This is a genomic window from Enterobacter sp. CFEC122, assembly GCF_052983755.1.
This window is the reverse complement of sequence record NZ_JBRIQR010000034.1, coordinates 14592-38141: the sequence shown is the minus strand read 5'-3', so window position 1 is coordinate 38141 and position 23550 is coordinate 14592. Positions and strand designations below refer to the sequence as shown.

Annotated in this window: 26 protein-coding genes; 17 read left to right on the top strand and 9 right to left on the bottom strand. The window is 44.5% G+C overall.

Annotated features, from left to right (window positions below):
* Positions 1–103 precede the first annotated feature (103 nt).
* The 15 genes from ACVCAM_RS20140 to ACVCAM_RS20070 all read left to right on the top strand — a co-directional run bounded on the left by ACVCAM_RS20140 (position 104) and on the right by ACVCAM_RS20070 (position 11971).
* On the top strand, positions 104–1336 hold the full coding sequence (locus ACVCAM_RS20140; RefSeq protein ID WP_000220379.1) for a DUF7146 domain-containing protein: 1233 nt from the start codon (positions 104–106) through the stop codon (positions 1334–1336).
* A gap of 269 nt (positions 1337–1605) precedes the next feature.
* Complete coding sequence (locus tag ACVCAM_RS20135; RefSeq protein WP_001011130.1) at positions 1606–2127, top strand: hypothetical protein; 522 nt, start codon at positions 1606–1608, stop codon at positions 2125–2127.
* A 78-nt stretch (positions 2128–2205) separates the two neighbouring features.
* Positions 2206–3084: a hypothetical protein gene (locus ACVCAM_RS20130; protein ID WP_000762003.1), complete on the top strand. Its 879-nt coding sequence runs from the start codon at positions 2206–2208 to the stop codon at positions 3082–3084.
* Between the two features lie 69 nt (positions 3085–3153).
* The gene (locus ACVCAM_RS20125; protein WP_000691119.1) at positions 3154–4089 is read left to right on the top strand and encodes a hypothetical protein; all 936 of its coding nucleotides are present in this window, start codon (positions 3154–3156) and stop codon (positions 4087–4089) included.
* 68 nt (positions 4090–4157) lie between these two features.
* Positions 4158–5078 carry a hypothetical protein gene (locus tag ACVCAM_RS20120; protein ID WP_031942300.1) on the top strand — a complete coding sequence of 307 codons (921 nt, stop codon included), beginning with the start codon at positions 4158–4160 and terminating at the stop codon, positions 5076–5078.
* A gap of 66 nt (positions 5079–5144) precedes the next feature.
* Positions 5145–5765 carry a hypothetical protein gene (locus ACVCAM_RS20115; RefSeq protein ID WP_031942301.1) on the top strand — a complete coding sequence of 207 codons (621 nt, stop codon included), beginning with the start codon at positions 5145–5147 and terminating at the stop codon, positions 5763–5765.
* Positions 5766–6254: 489 nt separating this feature from the next.
* Complete coding sequence (locus ACVCAM_RS20110; RefSeq protein ID WP_447093650.1) at positions 6255–7211, top strand: hypothetical protein; 957 nt, start codon at positions 6255–6257, stop codon at positions 7209–7211.
* A gap of 263 nt (positions 7212–7474) precedes the next feature.
* The gene (locus ACVCAM_RS20105) at positions 7475–7750 is read left to right on the top strand and encodes a hypothetical protein (protein WP_001004201.1); all 276 of its coding nucleotides are present in this window, start codon (positions 7475–7477) and stop codon (positions 7748–7750) included.
* A 44-nt stretch (positions 7751–7794) separates the two neighbouring features.
* Entirely contained in the window at positions 7795–8385 is a 591-nt protein-coding gene (locus ACVCAM_RS20100; protein ID WP_000578891.1) for a hypothetical protein, read from the top strand.
* A gap of 7 nt (positions 8386–8392) precedes the next feature.
* Positions 8393–8650 (top strand): hypothetical protein, encoded by a 258-nt coding sequence (locus ACVCAM_RS20095; RefSeq protein ID WP_001371933.1) that lies wholly within the window; start codon positions 8393–8395, stop codon positions 8648–8650.
* Positions 8651–8723: 73 nt separating this feature from the next.
* Positions 8724–9260 carry a hypothetical protein gene (locus ACVCAM_RS20090; RefSeq protein ID WP_000107167.1) on the top strand — a complete coding sequence of 179 codons (537 nt, stop codon included), beginning with the start codon at positions 8724–8726 and terminating at the stop codon, positions 9258–9260.
* 16 nt (positions 9261–9276) lie between these two features.
* Positions 9277–9723, top strand: a complete 447-nt coding sequence (locus ACVCAM_RS20085) for a hypothetical protein (RefSeq protein ID WP_000549069.1) — start codon at positions 9277–9279, stop codon at positions 9721–9723.
* A gap of 90 nt (positions 9724–9813) precedes the next feature.
* Positions 9814–10776 carry a DNA replication terminus site-binding protein gene (locus tag ACVCAM_RS20080; RefSeq protein ID WP_000119428.1) on the top strand — a complete coding sequence of 321 codons (963 nt, stop codon included), beginning with the start codon at positions 9814–9816 and terminating at the stop codon, positions 10774–10776.
* Between the two features lie 9 nt (positions 10777–10785).
* Positions 10786–11691, top strand: a complete 906-nt coding sequence (locus tag ACVCAM_RS20075) for a hypothetical protein (protein WP_001198595.1) — start codon at positions 10786–10788, stop codon at positions 11689–11691.
* Positions 11627–11971, top strand: coding sequence for a hypothetical protein (locus tag ACVCAM_RS20070; protein ID WP_001805195.1), 345 nt, complete (start codon positions 11627–11629; stop codon positions 11969–11971). Before ACVCAM_RS20075 ends, ACVCAM_RS20070 begins: the two co-directional genes overlap by 65 nt.
* Positions 11972–11992: 21 nt before the next feature.
* Here ACVCAM_RS20070 and ACVCAM_RS20065 read toward each other — a convergent pair whose 3' ends face one another.
* Positions 11993–13168 (bottom strand): tyrosine-type recombinase/integrase, encoded by a 1176-nt coding sequence (locus tag ACVCAM_RS20065; protein WP_000795949.1) that lies wholly within the window; start codon positions 13166–13168, stop codon positions 11993–11995.
* A 169-nt stretch (positions 13169–13337) separates the two neighbouring features.
* Here ACVCAM_RS20065 and ACVCAM_RS20060 point away from each other — a divergent pair, with 169 nt between their 5' ends.
* Both ACVCAM_RS20060 and ACVCAM_RS20055 read left to right on the top strand, forming a co-directional pair.
* Positions 13338–13550, top strand: a complete 213-nt coding sequence (locus ACVCAM_RS20060) for an Hha/YmoA family nucleoid-associated regulatory protein (RefSeq protein WP_001285422.1) — start codon at positions 13338–13340, stop codon at positions 13548–13550.
* A gap of 360 nt (positions 13551–13910) precedes the next feature.
* Entirely contained in the window at positions 13911–14993 is a 1083-nt protein-coding gene (locus ACVCAM_RS20055) for a competence protein CoiA family protein (protein WP_001232447.1), read from the top strand.
* A gap of 165 nt (positions 14994–15158) precedes the next feature.
* Here ACVCAM_RS20055 and ACVCAM_RS20050 read toward each other — a convergent pair whose 3' ends face one another.
* The 8 genes from ACVCAM_RS20050 to ACVCAM_RS20015 form a co-directional block, all read right to left on the bottom strand.
* On the bottom strand, positions 15159–16658 hold the full coding sequence (locus ACVCAM_RS20050; RefSeq protein WP_001284318.1) for a helix-hairpin-helix domain-containing protein: 1500 nt from the start codon (positions 16656–16658) through the stop codon (positions 15159–15161).
* Between the two features lie 25 nt (positions 16659–16683).
* Positions 16684–18321: a PP2C family serine/threonine-protein phosphatase gene (locus ACVCAM_RS20045; protein ID WP_000081060.1), complete on the bottom strand. Its 1638-nt coding sequence runs from the start codon at positions 18319–18321 to the stop codon at positions 16684–16686.
* Positions 18321–19361 carry a TerY-C metal binding domain-containing protein gene (locus tag ACVCAM_RS20040; RefSeq protein WP_001253656.1) on the bottom strand — a complete coding sequence of 347 codons (1041 nt, stop codon included), beginning with the start codon at positions 19359–19361 and terminating at the stop codon, positions 18321–18323. The genes ACVCAM_RS20045 and ACVCAM_RS20040 overlap by 1 nt, the downstream gene beginning before the upstream one ends.
* Before the next feature lie 84 nt (positions 19362–19445).
* Positions 19446–20084: a vWA domain-containing protein gene (locus ACVCAM_RS20035; protein ID WP_001253658.1), complete on the bottom strand. Its 639-nt coding sequence runs from the start codon at positions 20082–20084 to the stop codon at positions 19446–19448.
* On the bottom strand, positions 20084–20725 hold the full coding sequence (locus tag ACVCAM_RS20030; protein WP_000116681.1) for a TerD family protein: 642 nt from the start codon (positions 20723–20725) through the stop codon (positions 20084–20086). The genes ACVCAM_RS20035 and ACVCAM_RS20030 overlap by 1 nt, the downstream gene beginning before the upstream one ends.
* Before the next feature lie 22 nt (positions 20726–20747).
* Complete coding sequence (locus ACVCAM_RS20025) at positions 20748–21386, bottom strand: vWA domain-containing protein (RefSeq protein ID WP_001253657.1); 639 nt, start codon at positions 21384–21386, stop codon at positions 20748–20750.
* Between the two features lie 462 nt (positions 21387–21848).
* Complete coding sequence (gene terW / locus ACVCAM_RS20020; protein ID WP_001176767.1) at positions 21849–22316, bottom strand: tellurium resistance protein TerW; 468 nt, start codon at positions 22314–22316, stop codon at positions 21849–21851.
* A 17-nt stretch (positions 22317–22333) separates the two neighbouring features.
* Positions 22334–23542, bottom strand: coding sequence for a DUF4236 domain-containing protein (locus ACVCAM_RS20015; RefSeq protein ID WP_011152964.1), 1209 nt, complete (start codon positions 23540–23542; stop codon positions 22334–22336).
* Positions 23543–23550: the final 8 nt, after the last annotated feature.

Here is a 23550-nt window from a genome sequence, read left to right as displayed (position 1 = left end):
CCCCCGGGCCCTCTTTCTTAAATTCTGCGTTGTGGGTTTCTCCCTGTCTTCTGCACCGCAGAAGGCATTGAGAAACTCACAATGCCAGATAAGAGAGATCATCATGACTTATGCATCCCCGGCTCTTCGTCGTAAACCACAGGAAGTATCTGAACACTTTATTAAACTCGTTCATGCTCGAATTGCTGAAGTGTCTGGCTGGAAGTATATATTCGAAAGAATACCTGCTTTCAAAGACGCTTGTGCAAAAGCCCCGAGCCAGGTTCCTTGCCCGTTTACTGGCGCAGGGAAATCGAAGTTTCGTTTCCGGCAAAAAGACCTTTATACCGGATGTGCGATCCATAATGACTTTCCGGTAAATGAGTTTTGCGACGGAATTGATGTTCTGGCGAAATATTATGAATTAAGTAAAACGCAGACTTGCAAAAAGATTCTCTCAGATTTTTTCGGGATGGATCTGCATGCTCCGTTAACTGACGCCGACATTGAAAATGAACGACGCTATAAATCAGCAGTTCGTGCCACAGAAACTCTTGACCGAGAGGAAGTGGCAAAGCGAATGCGAAAACTTGATGTGATGTATCACTATACCGGTGAAATAAAGCCTAATACTCCTGTTGCTTTGTACCTCCGTAATCGTGGGATCTCCCGCTTACTGAGTCACTTACCAAAGGATTTAGGCTTTAATAACCGGATCTACTATTGGGATAAAGATAAGCAGAAATCGATTATCTATCCGGGAATGATTGCAATCTATCGTGACACCCGAGGTCGGCCTCTGACTATCCATAGAACATACGTAGACAAAAACGGTGATAAGGCACCTGTAGAAAATCCAAAGCTGATGATGAAGCCTCCTGCCGATATGACAGGTGGCTCAATTCAGTTGTTTGACCCTCACTATGATTCAGGTAGTTCGACCTGGACACTGGGAGTGGCTGAAGGGATCGAGAATGCGCTTTCTGTTGTAGAAGCGACTTCAACACCATGCTGGGCAGCCAGCTCCGCATGGTGCCTTGAAAACGTTACTGTTCCTGATTTTTTACTGCCTCCGCCGGATGTAAAATATATAAACTTTTATATCTGGGCGGATAAGGATATTGCTAACTCACAAGGCACTCGTGCCGGTATCGAAGCTGCTCAGCGACTTCAAAGCCGCATGGTTGAGTTTTTGGCTAAACGATATCCCGCATCAAAGCTGACAATTGAAGTCTTCGAACCAGCACAAGATATTCCTGATGGGAAAAAGGGTATCGACTGGAACGATGTTCTCCAGTTAACAGGGCAGGATGGATTCCCGATTCACTGGGCTCCTGAATGTCTTAATCAGCTGTAACAACGATAACTCCCCCGCATTTTGCGGGGGGGGTTATCTTATCAATATTATTTTTTAAATTGTATTGATAAGATAACCGCTTTCCTTCGTGATAATTACCTGCCTTTAAGGTCTTTTCACGGCTGAGATGCTTGCTCAGTTAAATAAATGTGCGGTACTACTGGCTATGGTCGGTTGTATGACATGGTTATTCCATAAACTATTAAAACCCATAACGGGAGTATTACCGTTATGGTGATGCTCGTCGTTTTACATCGGAGAGCATTTTAATGAATTTTCAAACTAACGAAGTTTTTAATAAATTTGCTGCTGTTATAAAATCGCGCATCGTCAATGAACCATCGTCATGCTATTTGCTGCATGATAATGAGATAGATATAACGATTTTGAAACATGGCATATTAGAAAATGACAGAAACCTGTTGTACGTAGTTCGTCCTTCAGGAACGTGTTTGTTGCGTTGTGACAAATATTTCTATCCGAAATATTATCTTCGTTGCCGTGGAGATTATAAGTCATTCATATATGTCCATCTTGATCTACATAGTGGTGAAGCTAAAGAAATCACATGGGAGCAAGCAGACGATATGCTGTCTAGTCCAGGAAAACCCCCATTAAAAGGAAATCTTGGACGATTTGAGTATATAAAAGTTGTGGTTGAGGACCTTCGTATTCGAGGTTACGCTGATTATCTTCCTGCGTATAATCTTGATGACCTTCGCCGTTTTGCCTTACAGGACGACCGCCCATCCCTTGTCAGATACATTGACAATGTAATGGCAACGGTCTGATTGGTTGCTAATTGATTTACATATTTTCCCTGATGGCCAACCTGCATCAGGGAGGCCTCAATAACGACTGGAGGCTGTATGAAGTTAGCTACGGACCTGGTAAAAGCTATTTTGATTAGAAATGGTGTTGAACCAGTAAATATAAGCGAATCATCTAAATTATCTTTGAAACAACCACTGACAGAACTTAAATTCAGTTTATATTTGCGAACTGAGCATTTATCTCACTTCCTACCCGGTTATGTTTATTCTATAAAAGAATGTCCACTGTCATATGACATCGGGATCGAAATTCAGAAAATCTTCGAAAGTTTACATTTGTTAAACGAAGAATTTGAATCCCTCGGTTTTGTTTCTGTATGGATAGAAATGCATCAAAGCATTTTTGAACAAAGTCGGTTTAAGAAAAGTAACTTTACTTTTCGGGAGGAAGAGGTCGAGCTTGCTAAAGGGCTTGTTTGTTCTCACAATTCACAAATAAGTAATGCGGCTTATTTCTGGCTTCAGCACTTTGAGGAGTTTATGATTTATGTTCGTAATAAGCTTATCGACCTCTTTCGAGAGGCCTATGACCTGATCCTTGGAATGCAGCAAGTATTTTTCATTCGGGAAAAGGAAGAGCTGTTGAAAACTATAAGTTATGGGGATGACCTGTATGAGGTGAAATTAATGGCGGCTGAGCTTTACTCTATCGAACAGAACTTAAAGTGTTCTGAATCGATAAGTACAAAATCTCAAGCTTCGGCATATATTAACCGCATCCGTGAGTTTGTGCGTTCGGGGTGGAGGCAGGGCTATATAGTCTGCCATCATAAGCGAAGTAATCAAATCTCATCATTGTCATTACCGATGTACTTGAAAGATACGTCAGGCCGAAGTGCTCGAAAGCGAGTAAAACGTCTTATATCTTCTACAGTTTGTGGTAGAAATAAAGATTTAGGTCTTACAGATTTTTAATTAAATTATACCCATGTGGGGATCACACCCCATATGGGAGTGATCCCTTTTTTATTGAGAGAGGATCACATGAAAATTATCGAAAAAATCATTAATGCCTTTTTGGTTGTTCAACATAAAAAAATACAGGTTAAAAACATTACATTTTTAGACAATGGGCAGGGCATGTTCTCTGGTATGTCTTTTGATGCTGATGTTTCACTGGAGTTTATGTATGAATCAGCAAAAGCATATAGTTCTTGTTTCTGTGATATTCCCTTTCCAGGTTTTGAAGATGCAAATCTGGAGGAAATTACGAAATTTCAATTAGATGCTTTGAAGCAAAGAAAGAATCATTCTTTCATTGTTAACCATTTGAGGTTTCCTATAGTTTTAAGGGAAGGGTGCAAAATCGAAAGAGGAGAAGTCTATTCAATTTCGAATTGCACTTATAATAAAGAAAGATTGCAGTATCTTTTTTCTCAGGATATTTACGGTAAGTTGTATAATTCCTTAGAGAAAGAATTAAGCTCGTTTTTCTCATTTATCAATGTTGAGGTGCACGAGTTGTTAAAAGATGCTGTATGCTTTGCATTAAAAATCCTGAATAAGATATCTTTGGATACACCTGAAAGACTTATTAAAGCTTTTAATTATCGTGACTGGTATTGTAGTTACGATGTTGAGCTTTTTAGGAAAGGCTTACCTGGTCATATTCTGGAAGAGCTCATTGCTCCAGATATCTTACTTTCAGACCTTAACGGTTGTAGAAAAATACTTAGAAATGCAAAACGATTTCTAAATGGACATACAAAAACCAATTGTGTTTATATTAAATATGAATGGTGGTTGGGGCCTGTGGATACCTCACACTCAGCTAAGTTGATGTCTGACAAAGAAATTAACAACCGAAGTGACTTGAAGAATTTTTCAAAGGTCTTTTTCAAAGAGTGTTTAAGTTCTGGTAAGTCGGAATATGAAAACCATCTTAGTGAAAAAGAACATGCGCTTCGCTACAATTATTAATTAAAATTATTTTCTCCCATAGGGATTTCTCCCTTTGGGAGAAATCCCTCTATTAAGAGGGTATTTAAATGAATGCGATACAAAAGTTAGTTGAATCTATTCTTGTTAAAATGGGTTTTGTTGGCGCTGTAGTGGAAAATATATATTTGGATTCAAAACCATTTCGGCATATTCGATTTGTGGCTGATATTCCAGTAATATCTTTTCTACCTCATTTGGTGAAATATCTTAAGGGCGCAGACCATCTTTACTGTGGTAACGATGATTTGCATCCTCTTTTCATTTATTTTTCCGAAGCGGCTACATTAAAAGCAGGCCCTGTAAATCTCGCGAACTTTCGTTTTGAAGTTTCTATAGCTTCAACTCATTTACGACTGGTCTCAGAGAAGCCTGATTTGCTTATCAAAGGATTTAACCGGGATAATCTAGAATACGTTTATTACCGCTCAGATTTGGCCTCTAAGGATCTTATACTAGGCCTTGTTGAACACGGTTCTCCTTTCATAAAACATCTACATGGACTTATACAAAAGCGAATTTTAAACGAGTTCTCTCTGATTTTTTCTGTTCTTGAAAAGATTTTAGAAAGCGCGAAGCCACAAATTCTTGCTTGCTTCCATAGTGTTGATTATGAAATGAACGTAAAAATAATAGCCGAAGCTATACCTGAAACTGTATCTAATCAGATAGTCACATCTGATTATATAGTTAATTCTATATCAGATGCGGACAAGTTTATAAATCATGTTCGTCGCTATTTAGCAGGCAGGGTAATGAAGAGGCGGATATACGCTGAATTAGATGTTTGTGAAGAAACATCAAATATTTCACTAGTGAACTTAGGATGCTTTACGTCTCCTCTGCTCGTTACGGAATATCAAATGTTTAAGCCACACTCTTCAGGGTTATATCGAAAAGCTATAAACAACTCCTTAAAACAGTTCAAACCAGAAATGCATGTACCTTCTGAAGAACTCTTTTATAATTAATCTAACCCATCCGGGAACTTGCTTCCCGGTGGGAAGCACTTCCTTTTTAGTCATGAGGTAGTGTAAATGTTTAAAGAATCTGACCACGTGGAATTTGTTAGTGCCTTTCTTTATCAAAATTTAGGCCTTAATGTTCCCGCTGACGATATAACCGTTCAATTATCTGATACTTCGTTCGACAAAGTAACCTTTGATTACGATGTAGATATCGATAATTTAAATTGTATGTTGGATCTCTACATATCTGAACTAATAAAGCACAACGCATCTTACTCCGATTCTATTCTTTTGAAACAAAAAATAATTTATTTTCTTGGAGTATTTAAGAATTTCGGATTTTTTACGTTTGATATTCGCGGATATAGTAATACTTTAAGCCCAGTTAAAGTTATTGATATTGTTTCAATGATTATTAATGACTGTGAAGAGTTATCTAAAGCTAATTCTTCTACTGATGCTATAAGAAATCTTTATCTCGATAAAATGAAGGTGGATGGGAAAGTGTTAGTTGCGAAATTTGCACTTAAACAGTTTTTTCATTCCGACTTTGGTGACTTTATCTCATTTGTCGAGAAAAGAATTACAGATTGTCTTAATGAAACTTTAAGGATTATCAAAGCTGTTGAACATGGCTTTGTACGTGTTGGGCAGCATAAGATTAATCGCCGTATTAATGATGACTTATAGTTATGCATTGATTTCAATACTGATGATTATCCGGCAAATATGCCAGATATATATATTAAGTTTAACGATACATTTGATGGGAACGGGGCGTTATATTGTGACAATGATGCCCTCATATCCCTCTATACCGATGTTGCTTCAATTATCAATGTGCCGGTGATGATGGAAGTAAGATTGATCAATAAAAGAGGGCGTGTTGTCTGTGATTCTTCGCATTCAACTTACGTATCTCTCGAAAGTAATGACCGATACAGAGTAACTGATCGCACATTACTAATAACTGAAGCTTTTGACGATTTTCGTAACGCGTCTCAATGATCCTTTTGCTTCAGTCCAAAAAAGTAACTTTGGTTGGCTGAAGACACTTGTCTATGACAATGTAAAATCTGTCGCTGGCATCTTCTTTTAGCTTAACCAAACTTTTATCTAACCCAGTGGGGAAGTCGCTTCCCTTCTGGGGCACTTCCTCTCAAATTTGAGGTAGTGTATATGACACATTCATCTGATGATAAAAACTATGTCCGAGCAGTTCTGAGCTATCTTGGCATAGATTTTGATGAGGCGGATATAGTATTAAGTGTTTGCCATTGTCAAAGTGACGAGCTTTCTTTTACCTGTAATATCAAAGCTATTGAACTCAAGAATGCTGTTGATTTATATGTCGATAGTATCTCTGAGAATGAAATAGAAGCTTTAAACAGAGAATCTTTAAAATCTCGACTCTGTTACTTTCTTGAGGTGTTTGACGCAGTCTCTGGTCAGTACCTTGAGATTTCAGGAAAACACTTTGCAACTAGCCGTTTTGAATATGATGATGTTTGTAGTGAAGTTCTTAGCATGTCTAATGATGTTTCTCAGTCGAAAGGTTATGACCGGGATGAATATAACAGACTGATGCAGGTTGATGGTCAGGTTATGATTGCCCGTTTTGCTTTGCAACAGTTCTGGGATACTCATTTTATTGGACTAATAACATTTGTATCTGAGTCTATAACATCGAGCCTCTATAAAGCTTATGAAACTTTTAGTGATATAAGTTTGGCTTGCTATAAACTGAGTGAATATTCTTATTCACGCTCTATCAACAGTGAATTGACCCTTAATATTTCACTTAAAGAAAATGACTTCTGTGAGGACCTATCTGATTGCTATATGGAAGATGAGGCTTTACCTTCTGGTAGGGTAATTTCTCGACACAACAATGACTCCATAATAAGTATTTATGAGAGCTATGCTGCGGCTTCTTATATTCCGATGATTGCATCTTTGGAAGTCGTTGATGAATACGGCGAAGTGGTTACTGACCTCTGCCATACCGTTTATGTTTCAGAGTTAACCGGTGGGCGGATTAAAATCCACGACCGTAATGACTTAGTATCTGAAGTTTTCGATAACCTAAGAAATTTAAATCTTGCAGTTGGAGATTCAGTTTCACAAGCTGCTTGATTCTTTCCCTGATTTTGATTTTTTCTCACATACTCTTATGGCACGGTTTCCGTGCCTTTTTTTTGCCTCGCTTACAAGCGTCTACTCCTCTTCTACCTATCCCACCTTACATCACCACTTAAAATCTATCTTTCTAATTCCATTATCCTTTTCGTAGCCTCTAATGCTCTGGTATGAACATACTCTTTAAACTCAAAAAAGTGCTATTAACGAAAAAAAATCCCTAAAGAGATTTGTATACTGTTCTCAACCAAGGAGAGCTCATGAATGAACTAAAATCCAAAAACGAGAACAGTACCAAAAGCAACTTTCCCCCGGTTGATAATCAGTTTTGCTTTTACCATGTTGATTTCAGCATAGAACGACTACTTTCAACGGCCGAGGATCTCCAGCTTGAGTACATCTTCCAGAAACCTGGAAGTGAAGTAAGAAAGGATTTGGTTGAGCGATTCGAACGTGGAGAGCGCTTTGTTACAGCTTCACACTGTGACAATTTCTGTGAAATCCTTGGTTGTCAAGGCCATCAGGAAAATGCATAAACCCATAAACCTACATTTCCACTTTTAAGGATGTTCACTAAAGAATGATTGGAGAAAGTATTTTTGACTGGGTAATTTACGGAATATCCATTTTGATATTTGCCTCAGCACTAATTGAAGGAAAGACAACTCGCTACCCAGCACTTTTTTTCTATGGGAGTTTAATTTTAATGTTAATCCTGATAGTTGCTGGAGGCCTTAACTGGTGGTTCTACAGGTCAAAATATGGCGCAGTAATCGTTATCTTCACAGTGGTCTCTTTACTGATGACTCGATTCCGCCTGGTCATATATAAATTAAGATTAAGAAAGTTAGTTTCAGAAATCAGATTTCGTATAAAAACGGGTTTTCGTATAATTCTTGTTTTGTCGGATAATGAGGATGAGCGTAATGTTCTGCTGTCTATGCTTAGCAACGTATTGCCAGAGCAAACGCTTATTCACACGCGTGATGCTCTCGGACCTCATTCAGAGCCTATCCTAAAAGCTCTTGAGCTACATCATCAACAGGGAACAGGTTACATACTCGTCTGTGAACAACAAATCTCAGCGCGTACGTGGTTGAGTATCGTAGAAAATGGGAAACCTGATACATCTATAGCTGTTAATTTTCATTCGATCCCAGAAATGGAGTGATTTTTCAATGAGTAGAACCGTTTCACAAAGTGTCACAGAAGATTGTCTTTTTGATACCCGCACACAAGTCAGATTACAACTAAGTCGAAGCGTTCATAAAACGCTGGCATCTGCTAAAGAAATTTTACAGGGAAGGGGGGTTGATTCGGTCTCTATTGAAGATCTTGTGCGAGCCTGTCTTGAAGAGAACCAGCCAATTGATCTAGCCTCACTTTACCTTGAAAATCTCTTAAAACAGAAAGGTACCAGCATTTGCGATTTTTAGTGTTTTCAAACCTATTAGATAAAATGCCGGTTGTGTTTATATAACATCAATAATTTCATGCAACAGGTAAAACATGAGTACTCAAAAGCAACTTTCCAGAACTACCGGCACTGAACGTATGTTTAAGGAAGAGCTGGCGTTATCCTTAATTTGTTGGGTTTTCACCAGTCCTTTTACCAACTGGACCGATAAAGTCTTCAGTGGTATTGAAGTTCCGTCTGAAGGACCGTCATCATTACGGGGTGAGACAGAAAAATTCTTTCGTTTTGTCGTTAATGAAGAAGGCTACGACGCAGGAAGGGCTGCTATTGGTCTTGACCTATGTTGTTTTTCACTTCCGTTGTGTTTGTTCCCGGACGCTGCCCTGTCTGAGGAAGAGGTTATGAGTAAGTTAACCGGAGAAGTTATCCATGGAATTCTTCTTTCCTTACCTGAGTTTATTGATATGCCAGAAGTGCTCGCTTACCAGGTCAGGGATGAAATTCTTGCTTTTAACACTCGCTGTGGAGACGGGATCTTTCATGGTTGGAACACGGCTTCAGAATTGTGGAAGTTTGAAATCTTTCCCCGCACCACCATCATGATGCAGCATACTTCGGCAATACATTAAAATTAGGCGGGGCAGAATGCATAAAAAACTTTTTCTTCTCGAATGGAAACCCTGTCAGAGCCGCGTATGGGCCGGTTGGATGGCCCTGTGGTTGACTATCAGTTTTCTGATGTTATCTGCCTTGCTTATGACAGATCATCTCCTGAACAAAGTCATCCTGCCGCCAACATGGTTGTTGATCTGGTTTTCGCCAATGCTGGGGTTTTTGATAAAAGTTCGCGTCGTCGAAACTCAACATTTCCTGGAGCATGACCTCTGTGTTGCAGGTTTCTCTTTTTACCGCTGGAAGAGGTTAGTTTCTCCCGGGCTTTGGTCAGTTGACTGTATAAATGGTCGTTTTCGCCTCAATCGGATCACCCAGGTGGGTAAGACTATCCACTATCCATGGCGTCTCCATTATCATCCTTTGTTCATGAGCCCTATCGAACATAAATCGCATGCTGTGAAAGCTGTTTCAAAATGACTTCTTTAGAGGTTTACATGACATTTATGTTCTGCAAGGTCAGCCTGGGCAGCAAAATTGATTGGAAATAACATGAGCCTGGAGAAACGTATGAGTTATGACGATTTGCCCTATTTTCGTGACCAGATTCTGGAACGCATCGACTCGCTCAAGTGTTTTCTTTCGAACACCCCCCCGATGATGGCAAACCTGATGACTGTCTCCACCGTATCTAGAACAGAAGAGCGCTTGAAGCAGGTTAAACCCATCAGGGTTAGTATTAAAGACGATGCTTCGGTTGAGGAAATTATTCAGGCACTTACTGACATCTGTGTGGATGACATAGAGTCATTAAGTCATGATTCCACCAAAGTAACCACTAAATACCCGGGTCTAATCATTGTCCCCGAAAGAGCAGATCTTCTCGAAAGCTTGATCACTTCTATAAACGAAGCAAAAAATGATTTTGCTGCGGCAATGAGGCGTATCGATAATAAAAAGAATGTCCGTTTTGATAAAGTGCACAAGAAGCTCCCGGGCCTTGTCGCTATGCACTCAACAAGAAATATCCTTTTCATCAAGTCCCAGCTTAAAAAAGTTACTTTTTCATGGCGGCTAAACCGAAACCAGGAAGTTAAAACAGCAGAGCAACTTGTGAGTTTGTTGGAGCGCAGGAGAGCCTCAGAAGTAAAAAATGTAGCAACTACCAATTTGAATGTCGTGTCTAATATCGATAAGGCTTTACACCGTCTTGAATTTCACCCACTGAAGCAGGGCGAATCTTATCGCCTTTGTCGAACTAACTCTTTCCCTGTTCCGATTGCTCACATTTTTGCATTTAGGCCTGAAGGGCAGGAACGAAACGGGAATAAATATGCTGAGACTGATTATTCAGTAGTAAAAGCATCCTTGCCCATTTTCGCAGCAGGCAACATACCTCAATTAAAAACGCTCTCTGACTGGGCTCCTGAAAACAGCCAGGGTCCGTCCAACCAACGGAAGCTGAGCCTGAAATATACAGAACTCGTGCCGGGGGCTGAGCTGGGCATTTTCATTGTCAGCCCCGAAAATTAAGGAACAACAATGCAATGGATTTCCACAGCCAGCCAGAAAATCGATGAGCGTCTCTATCGTGTCTGCGTCTGGGTAAAAAAATATCACGCTGATGCGATTAACCGCGTTGTGCTAACCGTTGATCTAAGTAAAGCCCGACATGACCCTGACGAGGACCAGGTAAGAGCAGAGCTGCTGTGCGGCCATTATTTTTTGCTTCGTAAGGAAAACGCTTCGAACTCTGCGCCTGACGATCAAAAGTTTGCTTTCCTGCCTGACGGGCGCAATCTGTGTTGGCAGACCGCAACCCCGGTGCTTCAGCATCTCCTACTCAATAAAAACGTTCCTGAGTCGCTGAGGTTGCTTACGGACTACATACATATGCGTCTGGCCAGGCTGACAATGGTACCTATGTCCGGAACCATCATGAACGAGGCTCTGCTGGACAGCATCAGCTGGGTTAAGGTGGATTTGACCTACTTCTGGCAGTACGAACAGCTCAGCTCTCATCTGGGACCCATCCAGATAACCCACAAGGCACTTGTACGCTTCGGGCACCTGGCAAAGAATGATGAAAACTCCAGTGCCATAAGAATTCTGCGTCAGCGTCTGTCTTCAGAATTCTTACAAGAATTTCAGATGGCTGAGGATGAGCTAAAGCGCAAACAGTCGTTGATGGGCACCATGGACGTGAAAATGCTGTTTCATGCTCATTACCCCAGCCAGAAGATGCTGGTGGCTCGATATAAAAATGGTTGGGTAATGGTGGATTGTTTTCTGTTTCACCATACCAAACCTAAGAAAAAAGCAAAAAACAAAACTACTGTGGCTAAGCCTCAACTTAAACAGACTAAAAGAGAAGGGAGTGAAAATGGAACTGGGCATTATGGTGTGCATCGTGTTGTTACTCTCAGTGGCGGCGGCGTGGATCAGTAATAAGACAGTTGATTTGCTCGAAAGATTCTATTTCAAGCGTCCGCTGAGCATGGAGTACGCGGCATGGCTACGTGTAATGTGTGCAGGCTTGTTATTAGTTTTTATTCAGGTTGCTCCCCAATTTACACTCCTGTATACCCTTAAACTTGTCACGCTTATTAATCTTGGAATCCAGACAATGAAATTAAATGGCGTGTACAAATATAAAAGGACGGGAATTTTGCCTCCGGGAGGGGCACTCTCTAATCTCACCAGACTTAACCCGTTCAAGAAAAAATAAAGTTATGCGCCCGTGAGGGCGCTATTCATCAAAGGCATTTCGCATAAGCTTGATCATGGCTTTTTTACCAGCTTCAATATTGCGAATGTAGCGCATAACCATTTCTTCATTCGACCAGTTCCCCATTTCCATAATCTGTGGTAGCGAGTAACCTTCAATATCCAGCTGTATCGCACCGCCTACACGAACGCTGTGCCCTGTCCAGTAACGGGTTTTAGTCTCATTTGGATAAAGCTCATTCCACATTTCTTTAAATGCCCGTAAAAGGGAATTTTTGCTGAGCATACCGGCATCGTCCACAGTGTCTTCCTCATCTTCATCGTTCAGAAGACTTTGTTTAGCACGGTAGGGCAGGTTATGCCGTTTAAGAAGCTCAGATAGCTCATTCCCTTTACTCCGAAGCTTCCAGCCGGGTGGCATATAGCCTGTATCATGGAAATTTACGGCCTGGAAAAGGTATTCATCCGGATGACTGTGCTGATCCATTTTCACAAGGTTCATCAATCTCAAGAGGCAGTTAGTTAACTGACGTGTCAGCCGGTAGGTAAGAAGTGTACTGATGTTCGTTTTTGTACGGTATACCGTCAGGTTAAATTCACCGGTCATACTATCCAGAGACAGATCTTTCAGACGTATACGGCGAATTTCGGATGAACGGAGCAGTGTTTCAAAACCTGTCCAGATCAGGCACAGGTCACGAAGCTTACGAACTGAGTTTGTAGTACTGCGTAACTTTATCAGAGCCTTGAGATCGCCAATAAGAAAGGGAGTTGCCTGTTTAGTCGTCTTTCGCTTCCGGGCTTCCGATTGTTTTAAGGCTTCCAGCATGTACCATGCTTCAGACGTAATAATCCCGGGCAGGTTAAGCCCTTTTTTATGGATACTGTTTAAGGCCTGAAGACAGCTGTTTATGCTGCTTCGTGACAATTTGCCTTCAAGATGCCCCATAAACGCCAGCAGAGCTTCCTCAGACACGGGGAGCGAACTTACTGGCCAGTCTGTATGCAACCGGGCATTCGCCTGATACCATTCGTTCCATACTCGTAGCCAGTGCAGATAGGTTTTAGCTGTGTTGTATCTCAGATGGGAAAAGTAACGGATCAAGCGTGAAAGCTGTTTATCATGGTTGCCGAACGTTTCCAGCTGCTGATGCAATTCGCTTTCCGAAAACTGTCTGATCACTGATTGATTCTTCATCCTGCTCACCGGGATACACTGGTTTTATTTACAGTCATTTTAGCACTCATGTACCTGGTTATGAACAGGGTGGAAACAACGAAAAAGGTTGTGAAATCGTTAGGCTTAAGTGAAAAATGATATTAAGATTATCCCTGGCCAGTTGAGGCCTGTCTAAAGAAGGTTGATTATGTCTGACACAAAGCAGTCTTATTTAATGAAATTCCGTAAGTGTAGTTCGTTCGAAACGCTCGAAAAAGTATTTGAAAGGTTATGTGAAAAAAACTCGGGTGTCGCCTCTCTTGAAATTTCTGGTGCTTATGATCATCGTAAAGCTGAACTGACAATGAAAAAGTTATATGACAAAGTTCCTGCGAGTGTGTGGACCTTTGTTCGCGAGTAATTATTGATATTGGCACAACAAAAAGACTGTGTCTGGATTTGAAAATAGTTTATGCCCCTTTCGGGGCTAAAGGCACTGTAATAGCCTGTCTTTTTAACTTTCTTATTAAGTTCGGAGAAAGACTTTAATCATAAGCCAAGCCCACTGCTAAATACATCCGATATTCTCCTTAATTTTAGAAGTTGTGATAAAAGTTACTTTACCTAAACTTCTCTCTCCATATTTGTAAGGCTCTCATTTGATTCTTGTCAAACATTAATCTGGAAAACTAAAAAATCATTTCTTTTAATTCGTTTTACAGAAATCCTCCTCCGTTATTTCGGATATAGTTTGAATAATTATCAAAAACGGGGTGCAGCCATGCGTAAGAGTTACACATTTGGTATTCCATTTGGACTCCAGAGAGAATCAGGACTCTTTTTAGATATTACAGAGGTCAGCCGGGGTATCGACTGTAACTGCATCTGCCCCGCTTGCAAAACTGATCTGTTAGCAAAGCAGGGGGAGGTCAAGCTTTGGCATTTCTCACACAGTACTGCTGTAGCCGGTGACTGTGATGGTCTGATGGAAGCCATCCGGGGAAAAATTATTGAAGTCATCAACGAGCACCAGGTTCTTGGTTTCCCAAATCTTCTCGCTGGCGACGATGGTGGGCCGGTTTCACTGAATGAGGTTATTGGAAGCGGCAGTATGTTCGGAGGCACAGCTGATCTGTTCGTAAAGGTTAATGATTTATGTGTGGCCGTCTTTCTGGACAGGGATCGTAGCATTTCTGCGAAGTTAACCTTTGACCACCTTCATCCTTCCGAAAGAGTTGCCGCATTGCGTATCGATCTTCCAGATATTGAATATGAAATCAGTCAGGTGCAGCTCGGGCGACGTAAAACAACATACAGTGAGTGCATTGAAAGCCTGATCATTGATGAGACCAGTTCCCGGGAATGGCTATATCATCCATTAATGCATGAACTTGAATCTGAACCTCTTCAGGAGTATCGGGGACGGGAGCCTTCAGAGGAAGGGCCTCTTCTTCAGCGCCTTGCTGACTGTAAGATGAAATTGCCTGATATCCTTCCGGGCAGTCATAACGCGTTAGTCAGGTTACAGCAGGATACGATTGTATGTCTGTGTCGGTTAACGGTTCGGGCTTATGACATCGCTCAGACCGATGAATTTCCTTTGTTCCTTCGCTATTTCAGGTTGCACTGCCTGGAAAACAGCGAACATGTCAGTTACGAAAGACTGATCTGCTGGCAGGAAATGATTTCAAAAACCCAGGAAGGCCAGTCCTTGACACAAAACGAACTTGAATATCTTCATGAGATTGTCCGCATCGCCTTATACAATCACCGGCTTAACAATGTCAGTATTTCAGATGTTAAAAACCATGACACAGGAAAGGAGAGCGGCAGGGTAGAGCCACAAAACTATTCACTCTTATAAATAAATTGGGCTTTGCGCATTAAACCCTTGCCGCAGGAGGTGTACCGCATATCCGGCACAGACAGTCAGTTTTTCTGGCAGCTTAAATTTGACACAGCTTAATATAGTGATTCATTAAACAGGTTCAGTATGCTGCCAGAACGTTTTAGTCGTTATGGGCGTCCGTTAGTTTTCTACTAACTGAACGACGACCAGCCTGCCGCCTTCCTCCTTTGACAGAACAAACTGAGCGTTATTCGTCAGTTCAATTTTTTCCCCAATGGCAATCTGTCGTTTATCCGGTAATGACATAAGCCCATTTATGCCTTCATTTACTAACCACCACTGATCGTTATGGAAAACAAAATACCCAACTCGTTTCCTTTGCAAATCGGTTGTACGCTCATTTGGCGCAATGAGGCGATTCACATGCCACGCATAGATTGACTGCCCGCTCCACACCATCAACCGGTGGTCGTCAGGACGATAACTGCCTTCCTTTCGGGAAGAATATAAATTTAGAACCGGTAATTTACCCTTGTATGGCGTACCGCAGTAGGGACAAACCGGCTTTGTCTTACCCGAGAAAACGTACCATTTCTGTTCACACGCCTTGTTCTGGCAGGGCTGTATCAGATCGACTGTTTTAACCAGGGCGCTTTCCCACTCATCGGCGGTCGGGCGTTTAGTGGCATCGTGTAAGCCATCTATAAAGGCGCGCTCAAACAAAGGTGTCAGATAAGGGCCCATGATGGTGTAAGGAATTTTCTCCGGGTCAGCCCAGGGCAGTGAAAAGGACGATAGCTGACTGACTTTGACTGCATTGCTTTTGTCTGTCGGATGTTCAATGAAGAGTGCCTTCTCACCCATAGATAAGGTCTCATCACGTACTTCATCCGACATGTCATGTATTTTTCCGCCACGTAGCGGATGACGGAAGAACAGATACATGTAGATAAGCACCGACAGCGCATGACGGTCAGTAGTAATGCTTGGCAATACGCGGTTCGGATCCTCTTTGGAAAGATGACTGGTTTTCACCACTTCCGGAGCGATAAAATCCGGGGTGCCCACCACGTCGGGAGGATACTTTCCAGGGACAACCAGGCCGTCTACGTCAATGATGCAGGCATGTCCCATTTCTGGATCGATAAGCACGTTTTTATAGCTTAGATCGCTGTGACAGAGACCTGCCGCATGCATCCTTCTGACGGCTCTTGTCAGCAGCAGACAGACCTTGAGATAGGTAAGCGTATTGCCTCGTTCACGTGGGTCGAGAAATTTGTTCTGGTTGCTGGCGCTGGCAAACCATTTGCCTTCCTTTTCACGACCTTTTATGCCAAGAAAATCATCGTTTTTAGAGCCGTATTTAAAGAAAAAGTAGCTTTTGTAGGTTGGAACCACGATGCCGATTTTATGCCCATGCTCAACAACATGGGTCGGCCAGCAAAACAGGTCCTTCCAGTATTCACCTCCGGACTGGCCAAAAATGTTTTGCCTGTAGCGTCCGGTGATCATATCAATCCGATCCCGGGCCTGCTCGTTCTGCGGTTTATGATAAAAAGCGACGACGTATGATTTATCAGGCGAAAAGTAAACATCCTTCATCGAGCCCGAACCAATTACCTCGTCAACATACTGGACTGTTTCGCCGTCCTTTGTTTTGCACGTAACGATATTTGCCATATTGATCACCGAAAAAGCGTATCCCTTACCACAACACCGCAATAGTGCGGTCATCATGGTTCCCTGTGGAGAAAAAGTTAAGCCAGTCGCCTAACCTCTCAGGCGCAATACTGGCGTCTGTAAGGACAGGGTTGAGCTCATCAACGAGACGGGTCCATTTTTCGTCACTGCGAAGCCCATTATCCGTCTCAAACAGAGGGTCTGAGACGCCGTCTGTCATGAGGATCAAGTGAGATACATCATTCCATTTACCCACGCTGATGCGGCCGCTAAACGAGGGGTCTGCGATAATGCTCTGGTCAAGGAAACGGGTTTGTCCTGCGTATTCTCCGCTATCGGGATTTCCCAGTATCCTGACTTTACCGGAAGGGCTGTATGCACCTATCGCACCATCACCAAGCCAGAATGCAGTCGCAAACAGCTCGTTATCAGTTCGTAGCGCTACAGTTGCCAGAAGGGTTGTTGAATAGGATTTCACAGGTTGTTCTGCACAAATGGCTTCGTTCTGGATACTGTTGACCGCGAGCGTAGCTGCCTGTTTAAAATGATGAAGCATGGCGTTTATTGTTGCCTGCTGATCGCTCCCTTCCCACGCCGTGATGTGCTGCTTTAAATGGACGCCTTTCACACCACTGAGCTGATTTAAAAGGTAATCGCCAGCCGTTTTGACTGCAATCCGGGAGCCTTCCCGGGAATTTACCGCACTACCGGCTCCGTCTGCGACCAGCATGACAGACCATCCTGTTTCCTGGCAGTGGTTGATGTAGAAGTCGTCATCTCTGAAGCTTCCGGCATGCTCATGAGAGCGTCCCCGGCGACTGGCGGCAGCAATACGTATATCACCCCTGACCAGGCCAGCAGCGTCCAGATGGGACTTAGGGTAGGGAGCGTCTGCTGGTGGCTCTACCACCTTCCACAGGCTTCTCGGATCGGGATTGATTATAAATAGCTGTTTTGTTTCACATTCGTCGTGCGACGTGCATGACCAGATTACTGAAAGCTCTATATCGCCGCTTTCGGTGGGAGTACCTGTCAGCAACTCCTGTTCTTTGTCAAAAGACAGGCCAATGTTCCGGGGAAAGACAACGTCCCTGACAGTAGCCTGCTGGCCCTCACCCAGAACGATAGCAACCGGCGAAGAGAAACGTTCGCCTGCGCGGGCGTTGGGGATCGTTATTTTAGCTCTCGGGGGAACGGCAGGTGGCACAGCTAAGCTGGCCCGCTGCTGGCCTGTCGGTATCTGCCCGGGTTTTAATACCAGGGAAGACAGGTTTTCGTCTTCCCTCTGTGCTGGTTTATCAAATTCGTAATAAGGCATCAGCTTCCAGAACGGAGGATGAGGCTCATTTTCTGGCAGGGGTTGCAGTGCTGATGTATCGGTAGCGTCAATGCCCGGGTTATCAGCAACACTTACGACCGTTTGTTGCTGATCGGAAAGACTGGATGCTGACGAGGCGGCAATCTCTGCGTCGTTATCACCTTCGCTAACCCGCGCAGATAAACCCTGTGCAAGGCTCTCAATCCGCTCTTTAAGCCGCATAATTTCTTCGGTAAGGGATGGGTCCTGCGATAGAAGTAAAAGCCGCTCACCTTCAACAGGGTGGCCCAGCTCAGACAGAACTAAGCGGATAATCTTCTCTTCAAGTAAAGCATTTTGCGACATCAACCTCTCCCTCTGTTTACGTCGAAGTTAGTGTTTCCGCCATCATTGCTGAATGACAGGCCTGTTTCACACCACGGGCAGATCACGTCATCCGGGCCGTCAATACACAGCAACTTTCCGCATGAGCACAGGGCAAACGCACTGGCATTACCGCAGTGGGGGCAACCCGGTACGCCATGCAGTTCGCTGGTATTTACCTGCAAACCGGTAGCGGTGGCATCTGACCACGCAAAATAGTCCTCATCGATGGGATAGCATCCGGCAATATTAAAGCTGTTCAGGTTCAGACTGAAATCGAGCCCGGAAACCCTTGCTGGTGGCCGTTCATACTTCATCAGGTACGGACGACGGGTCTTGCTGCAACGGCCGGTAAGCGTAACGCAGTTTTCGTCGTACGCTTTTACTGGCTCGTCCTTGGCCAGCCGGACTATGTATTCAGTCTGGCTGAGCTCAGGTTGTTTGTCGTCCCCGACGCTGCGGCTGTGCGCCGTAACCGAGGCCGTGATCCATTTGATGAAGCGGGTAAAGTCCCCTTCCTGAGATTCGGTGAACAGCATGACATTCTCTGTCAGTTGCCGCAGGATATTCAGGTCCGCTGACGGCCCCAGGCCAACGGCAATGAGATTCACTTTACTCGCGTAGTGATCCTTCCAGCGCTTCACTTCTGCGGTTGTGTCGTCAGTCGGACGTCCGTCGGTAAGGAGATACACGACGGGTTTCCAGTCGCCTTTAGCCTCATGAGTGGTTTTTCTGACCTGGGTATCAATTTGCACGGTCAGCTCACGCAATGCAGCTCCAAGGCTCGTACCGCCGCCAACGGGAAGGCGGGGAGGGTAGAACGAGGCAATTTCGTGAAGAGGTACAATCGTACGGGCTACACCGGCAAATGCGATTACCGAGACCCAGGCTGTTTCAAGTGCGTGTGGATCCTTTCTTAAATCTCCGACGATCATTTGCAGACCATCAGTCATTTTTTTCAGGTTTTCACCAATCATGGACTCTGAACAGTCCAGGACAAAAAACACGGGAAGGCGTCTCATAATTTTCCTCGTACGGCTGGTACGGCCAGCAGAAAACGTTGCTGTACAGAAAGGTGCTGCCCGGAAACAGCACCTTTCTGTCTGTCAGAGCACCAGCTGGATTTCTGGTGGAGGAGGGGGAAGGGTATCAGTTCCGTTATTAATCCCCGCGCTTGTGCTGCCGGAAGACACGCTGGCCGATACCCATTTAAAGAAACCTGCAAACGCGGTTGAATCTAGCGTCTCCAGAGACACAACCTTATCGGTGAGCTGTTTTAAGTGCTCATGGCCTGCTTTAGGACCAACGGCGCAGGCAATGATGGATCCGAATCCCCGGCCGCGAATCGCTTTTACCGCTTCACCGTACGCCAGGGCATCAGAAGGGGTTCCATCAGTCATCAGGAATACCAGAGGACGCCAGTCTCCTTTGGTATCACCATCTGAGCGACGTACATCCCGTTCAACACACTGCATCAGACATTCAAGGGCAGCACCGGTGAACGTCCCGCCTGCGCTTGGCACAACGATGTCAGAAAACTGGAAGTCTTCCAGCGGCGTGAGAGGAATGAACTCACGCGCCTCATTGTCATAGGTGATAATGGAGATATGAACGCTTTCGAGGGCGTAGGGATCCTGGCGAAGAGCGCTAAGCATCGCCTGAATTCCAACGTTAACGGAATGGATTGACTCACCGCGCATCGAGCCGGATGTGTCGATAACAAGGTAAACAGGCAGGCGGCGCATCACATGTAATTCCTCAGGTGCGAGACAAACGAATCTGATTCTGAAGGCTCACCAATTGCCCTGAGTTTCCAGCCTGTAGCCTCGCGTATCAGCTCGGCAAAGACCATGGAGCGCTGGCTGGCGAAGGCGGGTCCGCCAGAAAGATCGAATCGTGCCATTTCAATATTACGGGCATCTACTGCCCGGATGAAGGCATTCTGAACTTTACCAAAGTGCTGCTGGAGCTTTTCACCATTGTAGATCTGAACGATGAACACAATTTTCTCGTACTGAGCGTCAAGGGAATTCAGGCGCACAATAATTTGCTCATCGTCACCGTCACCGGCTCCGGTTCGGTTATCGCCCGTCAGCCAGATATTGCCTGACTTATGGCGAAGGCTGTTGAAAAAGATGATATCGCCATTCACAAGCGTTGGTTTACCATTTTCCACATTGCCGAGATCGGTCACCTTTCCGGCTGAATTACACAGGAAAGCGATCACATCAAGGTCGTATTCTTCTTCTTTTTTACCAAAGATCCCGCCGAGAAAACCTTTCTTTTCCTCATTAATATCCCAACCGAGGCCGATAGTAACGGACGAGAGATCGTATTCATTTTTTTTCAGGCTTACGCCCTGGCCTTTGCTCAGACTGACAGACATGATATCCCCTTAATCAATAAAATTATAAGACCACATTTACTTCTGGCGGCGGCGGTGGCAGGTCTTCAAGACCGATCACTTCTTTTTTGCTGGACTCCACTTTCTGACTGCCTACCGAAATGCTCGCACTGACCCATTTAAAGAAAGCTTTAATCGTCGAACTGTCAGCTGTATCGAGCTGAACCACGATTTCAGTGATTTCTTTGAGGACGCTGGTATCGGCATCATGCCCGGCTGCACATGCCACAACAACGCCGGTTCTGGCCGCTTTAAAGTCATTCAGGCCTTTACGCCAGTCATCATTCGGACTTCCATCCGTCATCAGGAATACAAGGGGACGCCAGTCACCTTTAGTGTCAGCCGTCGTTTTCTGTACTTCTTTGGCAATGGAGCTGGCCGTGAGGGAAAGCGCTTCGCCAAGAGACGTGGTGCCGCTGGCTGTTAGTGCTGGCATCTGGAAACTCAGGAGGTCTGTCAGGGGGACTGCCTGTCGGGCTGAAGAATCAAAGGTGATCACTGACACGTGAGCCGTTTCGAGTGCATACGGATCCTGTTTCAGCGTGGTAAGCAGCGTCTGAACGCCATTTTTAACCGCTTCGATAGGCTCTCCGTGCATAGAGCCGGACGTGTCGAGTAGCAGATATACGGGTAAGCGTCTCAAATGTAATTCCTTCTTAAGAGATCGGAAGAGGAGAGTAGTTTCAGGAAGAGGCCAGGGTTTGTTGATTTGATAAAACGGCACGACATCTGTCGGGTGGAGATTAAATACTCAGAAGCGGCATTAAAGAAATAAGTTAACCACCATAGAATTACCGACATGTGAATGGCCTCTTATCAACAGAAAAATAATTCAGACCGGACTGGAATATAAGATTTCTGAAAAAACTCGGACAAATAAACTGTCTTATGTATGAAATTCATCATACATCACAGATCTGCATGAATGGAGTGTAAAACGCCCAAAGATTGATGTGTAGCACAAGAGGATGTCAAGACACCAGGTTTTGTAGTCAGTAAGGCGCTGCTGGCATTGCGGGAGGAGAATAGATCAAAACTACGTCACGCCAATACAGAGGTAAAATATGACAAAACCGGGGTTTTCACCCCGGTCTGAGATTTAGCGTCAGGACTTTTTAGCGCTGTATTCTTTTATCAGTTCGTCAACGGAGTGCAGAGCCAGCTTCTCTACCGCTTCACTTCGGGTCGAGCCACTCAGCGCAGCCAGACGGTCAATTTTTCTTAAGATCCGCATGCGTAGCGATAAGGACACGGCTGTTTTTTTATCCTTATCGAGTACGACCTTCCCTGTAGACTCACCGGTTTTCAGTTCAGCATTCTGTGCGAGCGCTTCATTCATCCGGCGAAGGGTCTTTTTATCCAGCTGGCCCGGATTAACGAGATGGTAGGAATGACCTGCCTTGCTGTATTTGATCTCCGCAGAATATGACTCGCGTAGCTCTTTGAGGGCCCGGGTTAATGTCGGCTCTGAGCATTCCAGACTGGTTATAATGTCGGCAGCGGAAACGGGCTTGCCGGTGCCCAGTAAGTTGGCAAGCTTAAAAATCCGGGCCTGTCTGGTATTTAATTGCATCGTAAGATTTAGCCTGCTTAAAGGGTTAGTGGTTCAATAGGCTGAAAAATGAAGGTACTGCTCATCTTTCGAATAACCGGGTGATCGCCTAACGCTTCAACCGGATCAATGTGTTCTATGCCTGCAAAATTTACTGACGACATCTGGCTGCGAGTGCATTTGCAGGACAGGATATACTCATCCTCCAGATAGCCGGTCCGCTTACTGACCCGTTGCGTAAAGCCTGACACAATCACGTTGTCGAAAGGTAGCGTATGTAAAACGATACCGACCAGGCGGAACAAGCAGCCATGGACGTGGCGGGCATAGTTTTCGCGTACGGCTTTTTGCGTCATGGCTTTTTCCGTCAGCTCCGTGCCCCGGGCATTAACGCCGTAAATCTTATCAGGGAAATCTTCAATCTCAGCTAAATCAACGTCCAGCAGGACTGCTGATAGCTCCGGCTTTACTTCAAATGCAACAATCGTTTCACGCGGCCATTCAGTTTCTGCCAGCACACCCGCCAGGTATGATTCGAAAAACGCGGCGTCTGTCCGGAACTGCTGCCGGGCATCTGCCTGAGCCGTGGCGAGCCGTTTTTCATGTTCTTCTGCTTCAAACTTCCAGTTTGCATACTGTTCGGCCCAGGCCGTCCGTTGTTGCTGGTACCGGTGCTGTCGAAGGGTATTCTCACGCTCCACATCAATCAGCTCCTGCTGCCACCGGCGAAGATTTTCGGCGTGGCGCTCAGCTTTAGCTGATTCCGATTCAAACCATTTACCCAGAAAACTAATGCCTTCGCTCTCGGCAGGCTTTTCCGGCAATGCAAGGTAGTCTGGCTTTTCTGGACGCACCGGTGCCGGAACCTGAAAAGGCGACGTTCTGTTATGCAGGTATACTGCTTCCAGCTCTGCCCAGCTGATGCCTGTTTTTGGATCCGGCGTCAGCTCGTGAATATTACGGATTGCGGTTACCGCTGACATGAGTTCAGCGGCTTCCTGCTCAAGCGCCTGTCTGAGCCCCGGGTCGGTTGCCGTCCGGTTTCCACCTCCGGAACGCGCGGCCCGGTCAAGCCGGGTACGGTAACTCAGCCCGGTACCGGGCAAGCCCAGATTGGCATAGGTCCCCCGGCTACCAAAAGAAACGGAAGCACCTCTCGGCCCGACACTCAGGCTCGGTGCACCGTTACTCAGGTTGAGGCGAACGCCAGGAATAATGTTGATCGACTTTCTGAACCTGAACCCCATTATGATTT